17 protein-coding genes and 1 pseudogene are annotated in these 18,331 nt (G+C 54.6%); 14 read left to right on the top strand and 4 right to left on the bottom strand.

Features of this window, described 5'->3' with window-relative positions:
- Positions 1-159: 159 nt before the first annotated feature.
- The 11 genes from BLW03_RS19780 to BLW03_RS19725 all read left to right on the top strand — a co-directional run bounded on the left by BLW03_RS19780 (position 160) and on the right by BLW03_RS19725 (position 13,436).
- Positions 160-570, top strand: a complete 411-nt coding sequence (locus tag BLW03_RS19780) for an ArsR/SmtB family transcription factor (RefSeq protein WP_074656197.1) — start codon at positions 160-162, stop codon at positions 568-570.
- Positions 567-1,643 (top strand): ACR3 family arsenite efflux transporter, encoded by a 1,077-nt coding sequence (gene arsB, locus BLW03_RS19775; RefSeq protein ID WP_074656196.1) that lies wholly within the window; start codon positions 567-569, stop codon positions 1,641-1,643. The genes BLW03_RS19780 and arsB overlap by 4 nt, the downstream gene beginning before the upstream one ends.
- A gap of 22 nt (positions 1,644-1,665) precedes the next feature.
- Positions 1,666-2,994, top strand: coding sequence for a transposase (locus BLW03_RS19770; RefSeq protein WP_074656195.1), 1,329 nt, complete (start codon positions 1,666-1,668; stop codon positions 2,992-2,994).
- A gap of 352 nt (positions 2,995-3,346) precedes the next feature.
- On the top strand, positions 3,347-3,799 hold the full coding sequence (locus BLW03_RS19765; protein WP_244502222.1) for a DUF6908 domain-containing protein: 453 nt from the start codon (positions 3,347-3,349) through the stop codon (positions 3,797-3,799).
- 134 nt (positions 3,800-3,933) lie between these two features.
- Positions 3,934-4,275: a single-stranded DNA-binding protein gene (locus BLW03_RS19760; RefSeq protein ID WP_074656193.1), complete on the top strand. Its 342-nt coding sequence runs from the start codon at positions 3,934-3,936 to the stop codon at positions 4,273-4,275.
- Positions 4,276-4,356: 81 nt separating this feature from the next.
- Positions 4,357-5,907, top strand: coding sequence for a ParB/RepB/Spo0J family partition protein (locus BLW03_RS19755; protein WP_074656192.1), 1,551 nt, complete (start codon positions 4,357-4,359; stop codon positions 5,905-5,907).
- Positions 5,908-6,740: 833 nt separating this feature from the next.
- Positions 6,741-7,715, top strand: coding sequence for an ArdC family protein (locus BLW03_RS19745; RefSeq protein ID WP_074656190.1), 975 nt, complete (start codon positions 6,741-6,743; stop codon positions 7,713-7,715).
- Positions 7,716-7,846: 131 nt separating this feature from the next.
- Complete coding sequence (locus BLW03_RS19740) at positions 7,847-8,476, top strand: ParA family protein (protein WP_244502221.1); 630 nt, start codon at positions 7,847-7,849, stop codon at positions 8,474-8,476.
- Positions 8,460-8,741 (top strand): hypothetical protein, encoded by a 282-nt coding sequence (locus BLW03_RS19735; protein ID WP_074656188.1) that lies wholly within the window; start codon positions 8,460-8,462, stop codon positions 8,739-8,741. The genes BLW03_RS19740 and BLW03_RS19735 overlap by 17 nt, the downstream gene beginning before the upstream one ends.
- 110 nt (positions 8,742-8,851) lie before the next feature.
- Positions 8,852-9,829, top strand: a complete 978-nt coding sequence (gene trfA / locus BLW03_RS19730) for a plasmid replication initiator TrfA (protein ID WP_074656187.1) — start codon at positions 8,852-8,854, stop codon at positions 9,827-9,829.
- 1,012 nt (positions 9,830-10,841) lie between these two features.
- The gene (locus BLW03_RS19725) at positions 10,842-13,436 is read left to right on the top strand and encodes a CHAT domain-containing protein (RefSeq protein ID WP_074656186.1); all 2,595 of its coding nucleotides are present in this window, start codon (positions 10,842-10,844) and stop codon (positions 13,434-13,436) included.
- Positions 13,437-13,440: 4 nt separating this feature from the next.
- On the opposite strand, the gene BLW03_RS19720 is transcribed toward BLW03_RS19725, so the two are convergent.
- From BLW03_RS19720 to BLW03_RS19705, 4 genes are all read right to left on the bottom strand, one after another.
- Positions 13,441-14,700: a S41 family peptidase gene (locus tag BLW03_RS19720; protein WP_074656185.1), complete on the bottom strand. Its 1,260-nt coding sequence runs from the start codon at positions 14,698-14,700 to the stop codon at positions 13,441-13,443.
- Between the two features lie 2 nt (positions 14,701-14,702).
- Complete coding sequence (locus BLW03_RS19715) at positions 14,703-15,446, bottom strand: hypothetical protein (protein ID WP_074656184.1); 744 nt, start codon at positions 15,444-15,446, stop codon at positions 14,703-14,705.
- A gap of 3 nt (positions 15,447-15,449) precedes the next feature.
- Positions 15,450-16,025, bottom strand: a complete 576-nt coding sequence (locus tag BLW03_RS19710; RefSeq protein ID WP_212733256.1) for a sigma-70 family RNA polymerase sigma factor — start codon at positions 16,023-16,025, stop codon at positions 15,450-15,452.
- Between the two features lie 125 nt (positions 16,026-16,150).
- On the bottom strand, positions 16,151-16,429 hold the full coding sequence (locus BLW03_RS19705; RefSeq protein WP_074656182.1) for a helix-turn-helix domain-containing protein: 279 nt from the start codon (positions 16,427-16,429) through the stop codon (positions 16,151-16,153).
- A 370-nt stretch (positions 16,430-16,799) separates the two neighbouring features.
- Here BLW03_RS19705 and BLW03_RS19700 point away from each other — a divergent pair, with 370 nt between their 5' ends.
- The 3 genes and pseudogenes from BLW03_RS19700 to BLW03_RS19690 form a co-directional block, all read left to right on the top strand.
- Positions 16,800-17,183 carry a TrbC/VirB2 family protein gene (locus BLW03_RS19700; protein ID WP_074656181.1) on the top strand — a complete coding sequence of 128 codons (384 nt, stop codon included), beginning with the start codon at positions 16,800-16,802 and terminating at the stop codon, positions 17,181-17,183.
- A gap of 12 nt (positions 17,184-17,195) precedes the next feature.
- Entirely contained in the window at positions 17,196-17,459 is a 264-nt protein-coding gene (locus BLW03_RS19695; RefSeq protein ID WP_074656180.1) for a VirB3 family type IV secretion system protein, read from the top strand.
- A pseudogene (locus tag BLW03_RS19690) lies at positions 17,440-18,331 on the top strand (VirB4 family type IV secretion system protein); the annotation flags it as partial. The gene BLW03_RS19695 and the pseudogene BLW03_RS19690, both read left to right, overlap by 20 nt.

Here is an 18,331-nt window from a genome sequence, read left to right as displayed (position 1 = left end):
CCTAGACTCCCTCATGCTTTGTTGAAAGGGTGCTCTCTGCGACCGCGCCATATTTTGATCGAACCGATTCCAGGATGTCCGCCATTCTTCACCTCAAACATAATCGTTTAGGCAAATGTATCTCTTGCATACGCATGCGTCAAAACATATCTGTAATACATGCCCCGCACACAGTTTGATTTGCCGCGCTTCTTCCAAGCCTTAGGCGACAGGACGCGCCTTCGACTTCTGAACCTTATGGGAGAGCAGGAAGTCTGCGTTTGCTACTTCGTGGAGATTCTGGACGCGCCTCAGCCGAAGATATCTCGCCACCTCGCGTACCTGCGGAGCGCTGGTATTGTTTCGGCGCGGCGTGAAGGCAAATGGATGCACTATCGCATCGAGGTTCCCCCGCACATCGGCGCTGCTCATATTCTCCGTCAGACACTCCACTCGTTGAAGAACGATAAAGCCATGCAGAGCGATCGGAGCCGTCTTAGCAAGGCTTGTTATTCCCCAGCTCGATATTCCCTTGAAGGTGCGCCGCTGCCAATGGCTGTGTCAGAAGTCTGCTGTGATGTGCGCTCATGACGCCGACTCCAACGCAAGGACGCAGCTGTAGACCTGTTCAAAGGAAGCGCCTGTCTTTCCTAGATCGTTACCTGACGCTCTGGATCTTCCTTGCAATGGCAGTAGGAATCAGCATCGGGCACTTCGTTCCCGGTTTCGCTGGTTTCATCTACCACTTCCAATTCGGAATGACGAACGTTCCCATCGCCATTGGACTCATTGTGATGATGTTCCCTCCACTGGCGAAGGTGCGTTACGACAAGTTGGGTGAGGTCTTTCGGAATCGTCGCGTGCTGGGCTTGTCGCTCCTGCAGAACTGGCTGATTGGGCCGGTTCTGATGTTCGTGCTTGCCTTACTGTTCCTTCGGAACGAACCCGCGTATATGCGCGGGCTGATCCTCATCGGTATCGCTCGCTGTATTGCCATGGTGCTGGTATGGAACGAACTTGCTGAGGGTGACACCGACTACGTTGCTGGTCTCGTTGCCATCAACAGCGTCTTCCAGGTGCTCTTCTATAGTGTCTACGCTTGGGTGTTTCTGACGATCGCACCGCGATGGTTTGGTCTTCAAGGCAGCGTCGTGCATGTCGGCATTGCGCAGATCGCCCAAAGCGTCGGGCTTTATCTGGGCGTGCCCTTCGCAGCCGGTTTTGTTGCTCGTTACTTACTGCTTCGAGCCAAAGGGGACGAATGGTACACCACTCGCTTTGTTCCGCTGATCAGCCCGTTTACACTCGCTGCGTTGCTCTTCACGATCCTGGTCATGTTTTCTCTCAAGGGTGATCTGATTGTTAGGCTGCCCTTCGACGTTATTAAGATTGCGATTCCGTTGGTGATCTATTTCTTGGTGATGTTCCTGGTCAGCTTCCTGATGGGGCGCCGCCTTGGAGCAAACTACGCACAGTCCGCGACGCTTTCCTTCACTGCCGCAGGGAACAACTTCGAACTCGCGATCGCGGTGGCAGTCGCAGTGTTCGGACTGAATTCCGGTGAAGCATTTGTCGGCGTGGTGGGGCCACTGATCGAAGTCCCTGCGCTCATCGGATTGGTGAACGTGGCCTACTGGCTCCGGGATCGCTTGACTTGGGAATAACACGTGTAAGGAGGTCGCGCGGATGGCATATATAGAAGGAGAAGGACGACATCAGGGCACGCTCTTTCCTGTTTTGCTGGATGACCTCGTGCCGCCCGATCATATGTGCCGTGTCATCGATGCTTTTGTCGGTCGGCTAGCCATGTCCCAGCTCGGATTCGAGAGGTCGGAGGCGGCGGACACTGGCCGCCCAGGGTACGACCCACGGGATTTCCTGAAGTTGTATCTGTATGGATATCTCAATCAAGTCCGTTCTTCCCGTCGGCTCGAAGCGGAATGTCGCAGAAACGTAGAACTGATGTGGCTGATTGGTCGCTTGTACCCAGACCACAAGAGCATTTCAGAGTTTCGCCGTCTTCACCGGGAGGCGATCACGGCGGCCGGAGCGCAGCTCGTTCACTTCGCGCGACAGTGCGGATTGATTCGTGGCGAATGGATTGCGATTGACGGTTCCAAGTTCAGAGCTGTCGCGAGCGTTGATGCCACTCGTGAGCGGGTTGAACTGCTGCGTTATCTCGACAAGATGCAAAAGGCAGATTACGAACAACGGACCGAGATCGACGATTCTGCAGTTCAGAAGGCCCTTGAGAAGTTGAAACAGCATCCCGAGCCTGAGGCCAATTTTATGTTGGTTCGGCAGATGGCGCTTCCCGCATATAACGTTCAAACCGCAGTGGATGCGGAGCATGCTCTGATCGTCGCTCACTCAGTGATCGTTGATGCCTCTGATATTCGAAGCTTGAAACCCATGGCTGATGCTGCAAAGGCCGCGCTTGAAGTGGACACGCTCCAAGTCGTCGCCGATGCTGGGTACTCCAACGGAGAACAGATTGCTCAATGCGAGGAGGCGGGCATCACGCCCTTTGTCCCTGTCATGCGCACGGTGAACAATCAAGGCGATGGAACTCTCTATGGCCGAACAGACTTCAAATACGACGCGGCGTCAGACAGCTATGTCTGTCCCGGACAAAAGCGTTTGCTACGGAAGCATACAAACTTTAAAGACCGTTACACGATGTACAAAGCATCAAGTGCAGACTGCGGACCGTGTTCATTGAAATCCCAATGTACCCTTGCTCCGCGACGAGGTTTGGCACGCCATCTCTATGAGGACGCCTTGAATCGTATGGAGCAACGCATGACTCCGGCGTCCATGCGACTCAGACGCCAGACGGTGGAGCATCCATTCGCGACGATCAAGTACCGGATTTTTGGGCATCCGCGCCTGTTGGTCCGTGGGCTAAGTGGAGCACGAAGTGAGATTGCCATCGCAACGATGGTCTATAACCTCAAGCGCATCACAAAAGTTCTTGGCGCGGCCAGCTTGGTCTCACGGCTAGCGGCTGACTAACAGAATCTCGCCCCAAAACTTGCGCTCTCGTTACCGAAAGTCTCTGCATCACTTCTTCAATTTCCAATCTCTGTTGAGTTTCGTAACGGTCTCGTTCCTGCCCGCAACGCCCACTCTTTCAATAGGCGTGCTATGCACGCGAATAAGGAAACCAAACCTTGCTGAGGGCTCTGCCCTGGCGCAGCGCAAGGGGTATCCCGCAGTCTTCCGCGCTTCGCTTGTGCAGACCTTCGCTACGCTCGTCCTTTCCGCTTCAGCTTCGCTTCCGCTGCAAGGATGGGTGATTCCCCTCCCCTTGCGCTTTGCCGCCCCGCCGTTCGCCACGTAGGCGTTCGGCATGTAGGTACATGCCGTGTTCCACGACCTGCAAAAGCAAAAAACGGAGGCAACAATGCTTTTTCTTACGCACCTAACCACGCTCGAACCCGCGCTACTCAATCGCACCGGAACCGCCGTCAAGATTGTCAATGAGCCTTACATGGCTTTGACTGTCGAGAATATCGGGCTAGGGCCTCGCGGCCTCCCCGCCCTCTCCATCTGTCACTACGGCGAGCAGAATGGCGACCTGATGCGTGACCCCGAAATGTGCTTCGAGCTTGAGATCGAAGGCGACCGCCTCAAAGAGGCACATCCCTACTACTTCCGAAATGACTACGCCGGATTTGAGCAGAATGCCATTGATGAAGACACCAAAATCATCTGCGCGAGGATGATCCGAGAGCAACGCGCATTCTCCGAGACCTGGAGCCGGAACCTCATCGAGCAAGGTTTCTTACGGGCGCACCAAGCGACAAAATCCGCCTGAAGTGTCACAAAACCCGCGTCTCAACACGCCCTAAGAGTAACGAACAAACAAAAATAACTACTCTAAACGCGCAACTTTCTAGACATCTAAACGTCTAAACATCTAGAAGTACAAAACAAGTCAGGAGAAAAACCATGATTAACGACCTCAACAAGACCCTTCAGATTGGACACCTCGGAGCCGATCCGAAGCAGGCAAGCGAGAACGCTCCAGTCACCTTCAGCATCGCGACCTCTGAGAAGTGGACAGACGACGAAAAGAACTGGCAGACCCGTACCGACTGGCACACCATTGTGGTCTTTGGAAACCTTCGCTCTTACGCAAAGAAGCTCAAGAAGGGCGACCGGATTTTCGTCGAAGGAAAGCTGAGGAACAACAACTATGAGAAGGAAGTTGGTGGCGAGAAGGTGACCATGTACAGCGCCGAGATTCTTGCTTCTGCGATTGAGCTGGTCACCGCGAAGGATACCGAATAACGAGGGCTTTCAGGTGGGGCAGTGCGGGAACACTGCCCCTAACCGCCACGCTGCACAAACCCAAGTCAGGAGAGACAAGGAATGAACACCGCGACGATTTCACAGACAGACTACCAGACCCTTCCGATTGCTAGCCTCTTCGAATCAGCCACAAATCCTCGCCGCACGTTCGATCCGGCCAAGCTGCAGGAGCTTGCAGGAAGCATCCGCACCCACGGCCTCATTCAGCCCATCACCGTTCGCCCGAAAGCAGAACGCTTCGAAATCGTCGCCGGTGCTAGGCGTTATCGTGCAGCGCAGATCGCAGACCTGGCTGATGTCCCGGCCAGAATCATCGACCTGAGCGACGCCCAGACCCTTGAAGTTCAGATCATCGAGAACAGCCAGCGTGAAGACGTTCATCCCTACGAAGAGGCCAGCGGGTATAAGCGGCTCCTAGAGGTGCCCGGATACGATGTAGCCGCTCTCGCGTCGAAGTGCAGCAAGAGCCAGAGCCATATCTATGCGCGGCTCACGTTGCTATCACTCATTCCCGAGATTGCCGAGGCATTTCAGCAGGACGAGATTACGGCTAGCCATGCGAACCTTCTCGCCCGCCTGTCCTCTGACCAACAATCCGAAGCCTTCCCTAATGCGTTCCGCAAAGACTACCGTGATGACGAACGCCACTTGCTCCCGGCAAAACACCTTTCGGCATGGATTCAGGAGAACCTGTTTCTCGGCCTATCGTCAGCTCCCTTCCCTGCCGACGACGCTGACCTGCTCCCCGAAGCAGGATGCTGCCTAACCTGCCCAAGCAGGACCGGTTTCAACACCGCCCTCTTCGCGGACGTAAAGGATGACAACTGCACGAACGCCATCTGTTTCCGTTCCAAGATCGCGGCCCATATTGAGCGAGCGAAGTCACAAAATGCAGCATTAGTGCAGATCAGCACCGGATGGCGACCCGAGAAAGACCGCCCGACTGGGGAACTTGCCCCTTTCGAGTACACCGTTATCGCTGGCGAAGAGGCTGAGGAGGGTGACGTTCCACCGCATACCTGCCCAAATGCAGCAGTTGCAATCGTCACCTATGGTTCAGGCCTCGGACAGCAATACACCGTCTGCACAGACAAGAATTGTTCGGTTCATCATCCGCGCCGCCGCGCCGACACAGGCGATAGCGAGGAGGATTCGGACTTCGAAGAGCGGATGCAACAGGCCCAGCTTGAACGCGAAAAGCTACAAAAGCAAAAGGAGCAAAGGGAAAAACGATTCAGGTCGCTCATCCTTCGGTTCCCTTCTGTAGGTTCTGAAGCTCAAACGCGGCTCATCCTCACGGCTCTTGTGCGCGGTGATCTTGATGACGCTATGGAACGAATTGCCTTGCGATTCGAAGACGGCTCACCAGACGGAGATAAAGGTAGTGATGATGTATGCGCCGATGCAGTTTCTTCGTGCCCTTCCTCCAGCTTATTCGGTTTTCTGGCTGAACTGGCCCTTGGAAGCTGGCTGGGACTTCCCCGTCCCGGGGAGCCTGACTATCTGTTGGAAGCCGAGAAGTTGTTTCCTAAAACCGCTCGCCCTACTCGCGAAGGCAAGAAGACCACTCCACGAAAGTCTTTGAAAACAACGACGAATCGCAAGGCATAGCCGGATGAGGGCCGGGGTTTACTCGGCCCCACCGCGCGACGGAGACCAGTACCATGCTCAAATTCACGCACAAAGTTCAGCTTCGCGAACGTGTCACAGCAAAGTGCGACCGGCATCCACGCTACAACCCTGAGAAGGACGGCCGCAGCGGAATCAAAGGCGGCTGCTCTACTAGCTGGAATCTTTATGACCTACTCCAGGCACGTCAGAAGTTGGACGATGCTCTGAAGGAGTTTCTACGTCGTTCCTCTCCGTGGTCGCGGCCACGACTCACCCAAGCTCGTCCCCGCGATCAGTCCCGAAGATCAGAACTCTAGCCATCTCAACAGCTAAGACTCTAGCCATCTAACACTCTAAGGCTCTGAATGTTCAAAGATGCAGAAGTTTACGCGTCCATCGTTTTATGTAGCTTGAATGCCGAAGGCTTTGAGGCTCAAGACCGCGACTGAAGTTCTAGATGCTCAAATGGCTAGAGCTTCAAGGCTCTAAACATTCAATTCCCTGAGGGCTGCGCCCTGGCGCAGCGCAAGGGGTTTCCCGCAGTCTTCCGCGCTGCGCTTGTGCAGACCTACGCTTCGCTTCGTCCTGAGAAATCTGAGGATGGGTGATTCCCCTCCCCATTGCACTTTGCCGCCCCGAGTGCCTTTCTCTCATCATTCCGGCATGAAGTTTCATGCCGTTCGTCACGACGCCCAAACTCAACCTGCTAAACATCTAGAAAAATAACACTCTAAACGCGCAACCTTTTAGACATCTAAACGTCTAAATATCTAGAAGCCCGGTGCGGGAACACCGACGACCTCAACCTATCAACCAGAGTCAGGAGAGACCCAATGAGCAAGCCTAACGGAGACAAACTCAACATCTACCAGATCGTCACAGACCGGATTATCGCAAGTCTCGAAAAAGGCGTCGTCCCATGGGAGAAGCCTTGGAAGACCCCTCGTTATGCAGGCGGTGTCTTTCCGCGAAACTTCTGCACCGGCAAGCCATACCGAGGCGTGAATATTATGCTCCTTTGGGGCACGGGGTTTAGCTCTCCGTTCTGGCTCACTTTCAAACAGGCCCAGGAGTTGGGCGGTTCAGTTCGCAAGGGTGAGCGCAGCGAGCGGATCGTTTTTTACAAGCAACTTGCACAGCGCTCCAAAGCGGATCAGCAGGGCGAGGATGAGACCGAAACCAAGCGCCCCCCCTTCATGCTCACCTATTACAACGTCTTCAACGTAGAACAATGCGACGGCCTCGACGTGCCGACCATTGAAGAGCCTCTGCCGAACATGGTTGAGACGGACAGCGCCTGCGAGGCTATCGTGAACAATTGGGCCGGACGGCCCAACATTCGGACAGAGATTGAATCAGAAAGCCGAGCTTACTATCGCCCAAGCACTGATTCCGTTCATCTGCCCGCTCGTTTTCGTTTCATCGATACGGCCCACTACTACAAGACCCTCTTTCACGAATTGATTCATAGCACCGGCCACGAGAGTCGCCTCGCTAGGGCTTTCGGAGTGAATTTTGGCGATGAGCTTTACAGCAAAGAGGAGCTGATTGCAGAGACAGGTGCAGCCTTTCTCAGTGCTATCGCTGGAATCGCCACGGAACATTCCGAAGAAAACACCACCGCGTACATCCAGCACTGGATCAGCGCTCTGAAACAGGACAACAGGCTGATTGTTCAGGCAGCGGCCTCTGCGCAACGCGCGGTGGACTTGATCAAAGGTGAAGGTGCTGCGGTTGAGCAGGGAAGCGAGGGGGAGACCGACGAGACGGGCTTCCCATCGACTGATCGAATGCTTCTAGCAGCCTAAACGTCTAGGCTTCTAAGCGTTCAGCTTGAAATCGCCTTATTTGCCCCAAATCTCGTATCTCTTGGGGTACATCTGAGCTTTTAGACATTCAGAGTTCTAGGTGTTTAGAGCTTTTCCTATTTACACTTCTGATGAGGGAACGAAACGTCATGCATGTAGCCATCGCCAGCTTCAAGGGGGGAGTAGGCAAGACCACGACGGCAATTCATATTGCCGCCTACCTCCAAACACTCGCGCCGACGCTTCTACTTGATGGAGACGCTACCCGCAACGCGACGGAATGGTCAGAACGTGGCCCAGGACTTCCGTATCGAGTTGCTGATGTGCGCTCGGCTATGAAACTAGCCAAGCAGTTCGAACATAGTGTGATCGACACAGGCCAGCGTCCAAGCGATGCGGACCTCAAGGCTTTGGCTGAAGGATGCGACCTGCTTATCATCCCCGCAGTCCCGGCCACAATGGACAGTGACGGTCTACGGCTGACTATCTCTGCACTTCAGACACTCGGAGCAGAGAACTACCGTGTCCTCATCACGAAGATGCCGCCGCCGCCGGAGCCCGAAGGCAACAACCTTCGGGCCGCGCTAGAGCGCGCAAACGTTCCCGTTTTCTCCGTCGGCATTCCCAGGCTGAAAGCATTCGAGCGTGCCGCCGCAGGTGGATTGCTCGTTTCGCAAGTCGATGATCCACGCGCCAAACGCGCGTGGGAAGCCTACCTCACAACTGGAAAGGAAGCCTTGAAATATGCCAACCGCCACTAAAACGTCCGGTAGCCAATTCGACGCGATTCTCGCACCCCGTCGGAAACCCCTTTCTGAACCGGTAGCCGAGCGTGGTATCGAAGCGCCATCGAAGAGTGCTGGCAAGCTTGCCAAGAGCAAAGATCCTGACTTTCGGACCACAACTCTTTACCTCCGTAAAAAGACCCTCGCGAACTGCGAACACCGTTTAAAGATCAACGACGACGAGCGCGATATGTCCGAATTGGTTGAGGAATTGATGAACAACTGGCTCAAAGAGAACTAAACATCTAGCCGTTCAGACGTTTACATGTCTGAGGCTCTAAAAAAATTAGCGCCATGGGTGTCAAAAATCCTGACTTTCAACGCGCTAAGGGTTTAGAAGGGATGACATAGATGATCGTTAAGAAGGTACCTTCGCAACTTCCCATTTGGCCCGACGCCGTCCGTGGCGGCCCAAATGTGTTGTTGCGCTCAGCCTTTTTCGCCGGGATTCAAAGTTCAAAGCGCAAAACATTGGGCGAACAACGGAGCCCGGATACTGAGCCCGAGGGCGTTGTGATCGCAGCCCAAGACGGCCAGAGCATCAAGTACGCAGGCACTCAGCTCAACCAGTACGACGCTGATGTTTTCTTCGAAGTGTTGCACCGTTCTCGTCGTCACCCCTTGGGTAACGAGGCAATGTTTAGCGGAGCCGACTTTCTAAACAGCATCGGCAGGAGCCGTAACAACCTCAACTATGACGACCTGGACAACTCGCTCCGTCGGCTCAAGAGAGGAACGGTCGATGTCTCTTGGAACATCAACGGCCATCGCTACGTCTTCACCGGCAGCCTAATCGACTCTTACACGCGCGAACTCGACAGCAAGCTCTATCGGATCTCGCTGTCACCCCAGATAAAACAGCTCTTTGCGCCCGCGAGCTGGTCGGTGATCGAGTGGGATGAGCGCATGAGGTTGAAAGGGAAGCCGCTGGCGCAATGGCTCCATAGCTATTTCACTACCCACGCCCGCCCATATCCCGTTACCGTGTCCTTTCTGAAGGACAAGACCGGCAGCCCCACGAAGTTGCTGAAGCACTTTCGGGTTGAACTGCGTAACGCTCTGACCACTATCCAGGACGCTATCGGGTGGACCTTTGAGATCGAGGATGACCTCGTCAAAATAACGAGACCGCCAACAGACGCCCAGGCGCGACATCTCTCTCGCGTGGACACTCGCCGCAAGGCGATCGAGGACATGAAGAAACGGGACAAGGAGCGCACGATTCTCCCAGTGCGTGCAACAACAAACGTGACGGAACGCAAGCCGGAGATGAGTTCGGCTAAGGACGTTCTGGGGTCGCTGTTTGATTCAAGGTCGCGGAAGCGCTAATCGAGCATTCCGCCCGACCCGAAATAGGTGATTTTGCCCAGTTTCCGGCATTTTCATCGTGGCCAGTCGTGAGCATTCTGCCCGACCGCGAGAGCATTTGGCCCGACTTAAGGCGAGCATTTGGCCCGACCAGGAGGCGTGTGCTCCCGTTTCAGCGAGCATTTGGCCCGACCGAACACCCCAAGATCTACAGAAAAACTGGCTTTAAGCCTGTTGCAAGGCATTCGCGAGCATTTGCCCCGACCAAGTCATTGCGCCAGAACCCGAGCATTTGGCCCGACCGAGGGAATTTGTTCGAACTCCGGAGCATTTCACCCGACTGCTTACCAGCGATAAGCGCCGGTAAGAGCATTTGGCCCGACCAGATCAGAACCAGAGGTCTGCAAACGAGCACTTTGGAGCGCAGATGCGAGCATTTGGCCCGACCACGATTCTACGAAACACCCGTATTTATAGGGTTTTTCGAGGATTCCCTAGGGAGTTCGACGAGCATTTGGCCCGACCGAAAGTTTTCCACAGTTGTGGACGTGGCGCATTTGGCCCGACCGAGGCGAGCATCCTGCCCGACGACCCCGAGCATTTGACCCGACGAGCGGAGCATTTGGCCCGACCGCGCTACGAGAATTATTCTCTTAGAGAGTTGATTCTAAATGGTTTATAGACTCTGTGGAAATGCGCTAATAGCTTTTTAATAGCTTCTTAAATCAAAACTTAATCCCCCGGCTGGCGCCGGGTTTTCATAAATCTCATTTTGATCTGTTCTCAAAACGCAAAGCAAAAGCTCCAGAGCCGAGAACCACACATCAAAAACGGCCTTCTGATCAATCGCTGAAGGCCCCGAGCCTATTACAACCTCGCCTCAGAGTGGCACGCAATGAGCCCTGAGCGGCTCGCAGAGCGACTGATGACCTCAAAATGACCTCCTGCATCCTCCGAGGGGGCCAGCGCGTCCTAAGAGCTGCAACATTTCTCATACCCACAAAAGTGTGAACAGGAACATAACATCAAGAACATGCTGAGATCCTGGGCCAGAAACCTACTTGTTGTTTCCGGCGTTGTTATTGCCGTACTTGCAGGCGGCTACGCATACATCGTCACCCCACACCACAGTTCCGCGCCGCCGGAGTCCGCCTCCGGTCTGCTGGACCGAGCTGACACTCTGGCCTGGGGAAATCGCTGGGCCGATGCAAAACCTGTTTACAAAAAGGCCGAGGAAGCATTCCAGAGAGAACACAGGCTCGATCTTGCACTCTATGCCCGCGTCAGCCAGATTCCTGCAGATGAAACCGGGAGCGTAGAAGGCAAGATTTTGCAGCTTACCGATGACCTGGCAAGGCCTGAAGCTCAAAATCCCGAAACTCATCTTCGCATTCTGACAATTCGCGGGATGTTGGAGACCAACTATGACGCTGGCTCGGCGCGTTCAACTTGGCAAGAGGTGCAGAAACTCGCTCTAAAAACGGGCCAGGTACAGCTTGCTACGCGAGCGGTCGGGGAGCAGGGAATTGCCGCCTTCTTGCTCGGCGACACGACCACAGCCAAGAAGCAAGTTGTCAGAGCTTGGGGACTCTCCAAAGTAGAGCGAGACACTGCAGCCACGGTGAGATACGCGAGCGTTTTTGGGGCTGGCTTGGTCCAGGTGCATGACTACAAGGAAGCTTTGACTTTTCTGGACCAAGCGATCAAGTTGGCAAACTCAAACCCAGCGCTTGCGTATCCGACAATCGCAATTTACGCCAAGATCGACGCTCTATCAGGGCTAAAGAACTATCACGATGCCCTTTCTTTGGCTAACGCCTCTCTCGAAAGAATCGAGAACACCCCTTACGAAGAACACAAGGCCCAGGTGCTCATCTCGCGAGGTTCAATCTTTGGAGAAACGGGAAACTGGAAAGCTGCAATTGCCGATTACAAACGGGCCATATCGATAGGGATCGCAACGAGCAACTATCGCGACATCACGGATGCTGGCGGAAAGCTCGCCCAGGCGCTTGAACGTACCGATGACTTGACCGAAGCGCTCGCTGCGATCAACAGCGCCATCGAAGCAAACACTCATATCCCGGATGAGTTGTACTTGGTTCCGCGAAATCTCGTGATCAAAGCAGAGATCACAGAAAAGATGGGCAAGGCGACCGAAGCCGAAAGCCTCTACCGAGAAGCGATCGCGTCGGTCGACATTATGCTCACGCACGCCGACACCACGAATACACAGCGATACCTGCTGAGTGAAATGAGCGATGTTTACTCGGGGTTCTTCACTTTTCTTTCCAATAGGCATCGCTACAACGAAGCCCTACAAGTGGTGGAGCACATTCGCGGCCGGGTTGAGGCAGAAGCTCTTGAGCATCACGCTTCACAGCCCCCTCATATTCCAACACCGGAAGAGAAGAAGCTCACAGCGCTCAACATCTCGCTCATTGCAACAGACGACCCTGGCAAAAGAGAAGCAATTCTGAACTCCATTCGGAGCGCAGAGCTTGCAATCAGTCCGAGCGCAATCGCACAGGAGGCCATGACTCACCCAGTCACGCTCACTGCTCTCCAGAGAACACTGCAACCATCGGCAGTAGTGATCGAATACGTGCTTGCAGAGCCTGCCTCACACGCGCTGGTCATCACTAGCAACACAGCCACACCGTATCTGTTGCCAGCAAAGAGTGTCATAGAAGCCGATGCAGTTCGGTATCGAAAGGAGATTCGCGGGCGCAAGGATGATCGCACCCTGGGGCAGCAACTCTTCAACGAGCTGCTCAAGCCGATTCCGGAGTACAGCATTAAGACCGATCTCGTTGTCATACCGGATGGCTCATTGCATCTCCTACCGTTCTCGGCCTTGGTTGACGAAAGCGGTACATATGTACTCAAGACGCACACAGTCGCCGTTGCACCATCGAGCACCGTTTATGAGCAGCTTGAACAAAGAGTGAAGGGCAGGGAAGCGACGAATATGCCCTATCTGGGTGTTGCCGCCTGGACTCAACAGAGCTCGCAAAGAAATCCCGTTGTCAGAGCTTTCTTAGGGCCTACTCGCAGCGAGTTGGTTCCTCTACCCGACAGTCAAAAAGAAGTCGAAACCATCGGCCAAGAGCTTCCTCAGCCAGGGACGATCCTTCTCGGGTCCGCAGCAACGGAGACGAAGTTCAAGGAAATTTCGTCAACAAGCACTGACGTGGTTCATCTAGCTCTTCATGGGTACGCAGACTTGGACTATCCGGACCGTTCAGCACTGGCCTTTGCGCCGGAGCCTGACCATACGAATGACGGATTACTCCAAGTCCGGGAGATCCGGGATCTGAAACTCAACGTGAAGCTGGTGACTCTGTCGGCCTGTGACACCGGCGTCGGCCCTGTTGGCGAGGTAGGAGTGGCAAACCTAGTCAACGCATTCATAGAAGCTGGGGCAGACTCGGTGGTTTCAACACTATGGGAGCTTGAGGATCACACGACGGAACATCTGATGGCGGCCTTCTACGGCAAGCTCGCAACCGGAGCGCCAAAGGTCGATGCGCTCCGGTCAGCTCAACTGGAATTGCTCGATAGCGGCCTGCCCCCATACTTCTGGGCAAGCTTTCAGGTGGTTGGTGATGCGCATGGAAACATCTAGACTTCTAGACGTTTAGAAGTTCAATTGCCTTAGCAAGCTGCGCATCCACCCCGTCACGGCGTTCTTCCCAGGCAAACTCTTCAAGGTAGTCAGGTTCGATCGGACTTCCCTCCAGAGCGGTCCCGTTCCATGTGTAGTACGCCCCGGTTGGGAGAGCCAAACGGAAGCCGTGGCCTACCTTCGCCGATGTGGCAGACAGCAGACGGCCCGCGGTTGGTTCTCCAACGATAGTCGCCAAGTGGTTTTCCTTGGCGAATATCGTGACCATCTCAGCAGCACTGGCAGTGTGGCGATTCACTAGGAGAACCACCCTTCCGTGATACGGCTTAGCACCAAGGCCTTCCGTTTCAAGAACGACAGGTGACTTGGTGATGAGAGTAGGCAGGAAGCGTAGAGCGAGAAGCCATAGGAATTGCGATTTCTCGGGGATGCTGTCGAAGCGGGGAAATGATCCTTTCAAGCCGGAAAGATCTTTTTCGGCCCACTTCTTGTCAGCGGCGAAGCCCACCGGAATCTTGCCATCTGTCAGAAGGCTCATGAGCCTGAGCGAGCCAGCTCCCCCGCCAGTATTTCCGCGTAGATCAACTATCAAGCCCTTGATAGCCCCTAAATCTCTGATCGCCGCCGACATGGCATTTGCGATGTCAACTCCGACCATGCCTGGAAACATGGCGACCTTCAGATAGCCAATGTTTAGGGCTGGTGTCTTCGCTATAACGAGGGTCGGCTCAACATATTGGAGCTTCTTACCCTTTGGTCTGGCCACTGTCACGCTCACCGTTCGCTTTGCACTGTCACTTCCAACAACAACCAGTTCCGATGTCTTACCCATCGGAAAGACCGGGTGTTCAGGTGGGGCGATGTCACGACCGTCCACGGCCAGAAGTATGTCTCCCGGTTTGATCCGAGCGGTGGCAGCAGCGCCGCCTTCATGGACATCCTGGAAGACCCACCGTTGCCCGTGCGTGCCGGTGTCCGTTAACAGGTACGTCGCGCTTAGAGCAGCGCGGCTAGACGCTCTACGCGCGTCCCCGTGAAAAAAGCCCAGATGAGAGGTTTTGAGTGTTTGAAGTAGATTTGAGACCTCCGACTCGAAGGCATCAGTCGTCGGGGCATCTTCAATCGACCCACGATGAGTTGAGACGGCATCCTGCCACGTAGCGCCAAGCAATTCAGGCTTGTAGAACTTGTTTTCCAGAGTCTTCAGGACATTCTTGAGAACATCGCGCTTTACTTCGGGGAGCAGGGTGTTCGTCTTCGTCATCGTCACCTAATTTGAAGCGGGTAGTAATACGTTCCGTTGTCAGTTCCACGCACAGTAGCCAAGAAATACGCTCCTGCTTTGGCGTCTCGCAGATCAAGCGTCACCGGCAGAGTGATCTTTTCACCATCACTCTGCACCGCTTCGCCTGTTCCACTGGCAATTACGTTTTTCCCCTGTTTATCCGTCGAAACGTTCAGCCTGTAGGTGCCTTTGTCACTGAATCGCGGAAGTACGACAGAGAGATGAACGACAGAAGCCGGCAGGGTGACTTGGTTCAAAGGCGTGAGCGATTCTTCGTCGCCGCCGCGCAATGTTCCGCTCTCGAAAAGATCGACACGAGCGGATACCGGCTGCGAATCACTGGAATGAGCAGTCATTGCTACCTGTTCTGTTTGATTAGAGCCCCTGTAAAGAACGTAGCCGCCCGAGCAGATTACAAGCAGGGAGGCGGCGATTCCCATAGCGACGAGACGCGAATGTGCTCGCTGAGGAGCCACCGTGATTCGTGGAATCTCTACCGGCTTCAGCGGAGCCGGTGTCTCATCAACGCTTTCCTCCCAGTCCTTCCGGAAGTTCCTGTACTCCGCATAGCACTCAGAGCAAGAACCGATATGCATACCGACCGCTTCGGTCAGCGGCGCACGATCTTCAGCGATTGCCTGGATCGTCTTTTCATCCGGACAGCCTTTTCTGTCTGGGTTCGGGAAAGTCTCAAGAAGGAAATCCTTCATCAGATCCGGGTTCAAGGCTTACCCTTTCGTCTCGCAAAATTGCGATGGGAGGCGGCCCTCTCCATCGTTCTTCCGGGGGCCACGCAACGTGTTCGCAATTCGGTCTTTGACCCTCTTTATGGCTTGCGCCGCAGCAGGGTAGGAAGTGTTCAGTACAGCCGCAACATCTTTGGGGCTCGTTTTGTCTTCGAGGAGAAGATACAGAATCATCCGATCCCGCTCATTCAATACTTCTTTTAGTTGCTGGAACAGTATGTGGCGTTCGACCGATTTTTCAAATGACCCGCTCGTGCCAGCCAACCTCTCCAGGTCAAAGCCAATACCCACAACCTCTTCTCTTGCTGTCGCACTTCGAAGCCAATCATGCACTTTCCCTTTAAGGGCGGCCTGCGCATAACGGATAGGGGAGGATATTTCGTCTGCACGGCACTGCATCGCGGCAGCCACGTCTTCAGCCCAGTTCGCAACCAGAGCGGAATCAACATGTGGGTAATCTCGGATCACCCAGACGAAGGCTCGTTTAACAGCGTTCTCAATCTCTGCGCTAACCGCGCTCCCATCGGCATTCACGAGATGTAGGGTCATCCGGTTCATGGGTTCAGTCATTGTTCGTTTACTCAGAAAATAAACACGACGAACGGTGTCAAAAAAAGGCCCTCTCAACCCGCTAAGAGGATAGATGCAACTTTACTACTCCGACACTGTTGCGGTCGAAGGAGCTACTTCTTTGCACCCTTTGAAATCTTCGGACGTGAGTCAGAATCTTCAACTAAACCAAGGCCTGCGACGAGTTTTTCAAGGGGCATTTGGAACACCTCGGCTATGCGCAAAAGTGTCGGCACTGACACACCCTCGCCCTTTTCTATTCGCTGGAACTGGGTCAAATGAAAACCATGTTCAACGATCATTGCGCGCAAAGTCAGCCCGCGCGCCTTGCGCAGTTCTTTGACCTTCTTACCGAATGCCGCTGAAAACTCTTTGTAGTCGTACCGGAGCATGGAATCGATGAACCTGGACCTCGCGTTGAGAAGTGCAGAAGCCCCTGAAGCCCTTACAGCCTAGCGACTCCTGACGAATCTTAGCAACCGCAAACGCACACACACAAATGTGGTGACACTTCTTCGTGTCTTGTACACAGAAATGTGAGTATCTACATTGTGTTGACAGTGGTGGGCGGTTGGTCTATAAACGGTTCGAGATGTACACAAGTTTGCGGTAACACAACAACGTGTACACGGCGGCGGATTGGCCCGCGTGGCGTTCCGCTTGTGGCCGCAAAACCTAATTGAAAGGAGGAGAAGTACCCAACGCCTTGAAGGCTCTCCAGACAGAGCAAACCATTCACTTCAACCCTCGCAGGAGAATTTCGTGAACAACGCCCTTCACTCTCGCTTCGCCCGTCTTCGCAGCCTCACCGTCACCCGCCAGCAGGTAAAGCAACAGGCCGCACTTGCCGCACGCACCGCAGCCCCTCTCTTCATTGCTCTGACGATTTCCAACATCGCTCACGCTCAGGGCGGAAGTATCGACATGAGCGGAGCGACCAACGTGATGAACACCTTCAAAACATTCGCTGAATACGCAGGAGCCGTGATCTGTCTCGGCAGCCTCATTTTCGCGGGCATTCGCATGATGGGCGGCCGCTTCCAGGAAGCTATTCCGGCCCTCTTCGGTGCTCTCTTTGGTGCCGGTGTGCTCGGCTGGGGCGCCGGTTGGATTTCTTCTCTCACCGGCCAGTCGGTCACGCAGTAGGAGTTGCTAGTCATGCGCAAGCGAGGAACACCGCAACCCATCAACGGAGCATTAAACCGGTCCAGAACCAAGCTTGGCTTGGAACTCGGAACGTGGATGGTGATCGTCTTTGTGTCGATCACGGTGTTCCTCGTCGGCTTTCGCATGTTGGCCCTGGCGAGCTTTCCGCTTTTAGTCACAGCGGCATGGCTCGTTGTCCGCAAACACCCCAAGATGTTCCAGCTTTGGGGGCACAGCCTCCAGCAGAAGAGCTACTATGACCCGCGCAAGTTCTGAGCAGTCCCGTTTGTTGCCGTGGTACGCGAAAGCTGGCGCGGCGTCGAGCATCATCCCGCTATCCCGTTGGGTCTCCCCAACGATCTTCGCCTTGAAGAATGGTGGCTATGGCATTCTCGCCTCCCTAACGGGCATCGACGAAGAAAGCCTTACCGACCAGGAACTCGAAGTCCGCACCCGCGCCATTGAAGGCGCGTTGCGTGGCCTGCCTGAAGGCGCTTGCCTCTACCAGTACAGCCGTGTGCTCTCCGGTTATGAGATCCCGCGCAAAGAAACCTACGGCGATCCTGTTCTCGACTCGTTTGTGAATGACCGGCTTGAGTATCTAAACGCCAACGCAGGATTCCGGCGCATCGATCTCTTCTGGTGCATCACTTTTGAGCCATCGGAAACGAACCCTCTGAACCGCAAGCCCAAGGATGCCGAGGCCGACAACACTCGTCGTCTTGCGATGCTGCGCAAGACTGCCAGCATCCTTGAAACGCAGTTGGCATCCGTGATCGGCCTTCGCGTACTGGACAAGGCCGAAGCTTTTCCATTATTCGCCTACCTCTTCAATCTTGAGCCGTGGGCCGACCACGCCAAGCTCAAGACCGATGCGGGACTGGATCGCCAGATCGTACAAAGCCCCGTCGCCATCGAGGGCGACCACCTGCGGGTAGGGAAGCGCTACGTCCAGATGTTCTCCCTGATGAACACGCCGGAGGTCTCGCGGCCATGCCAGTTTGCGGGTTTGATGACGCTGGACTGCGATAGCGTCCTTTGCACGACCTGGAGGCCGAAGTCTGCGGCAAAGGTACGCGCCGAGATTTCACAACAAGAAAAGTTCATCAGCTTTTTCAAGGTGGGCGTGTTTGGCCGCGTCATGGCTG

The organism is Terriglobus roseus (assembly GCF_900105625.1).
GTDB classification, from domain to species: domain Bacteria; phylum Acidobacteriota; class Terriglobia; order Terriglobales; family Acidobacteriaceae; genus Terriglobus; species Terriglobus roseus_B.
This window is presented reverse-complemented; position numbering and strand designations above follow the sequence as displayed.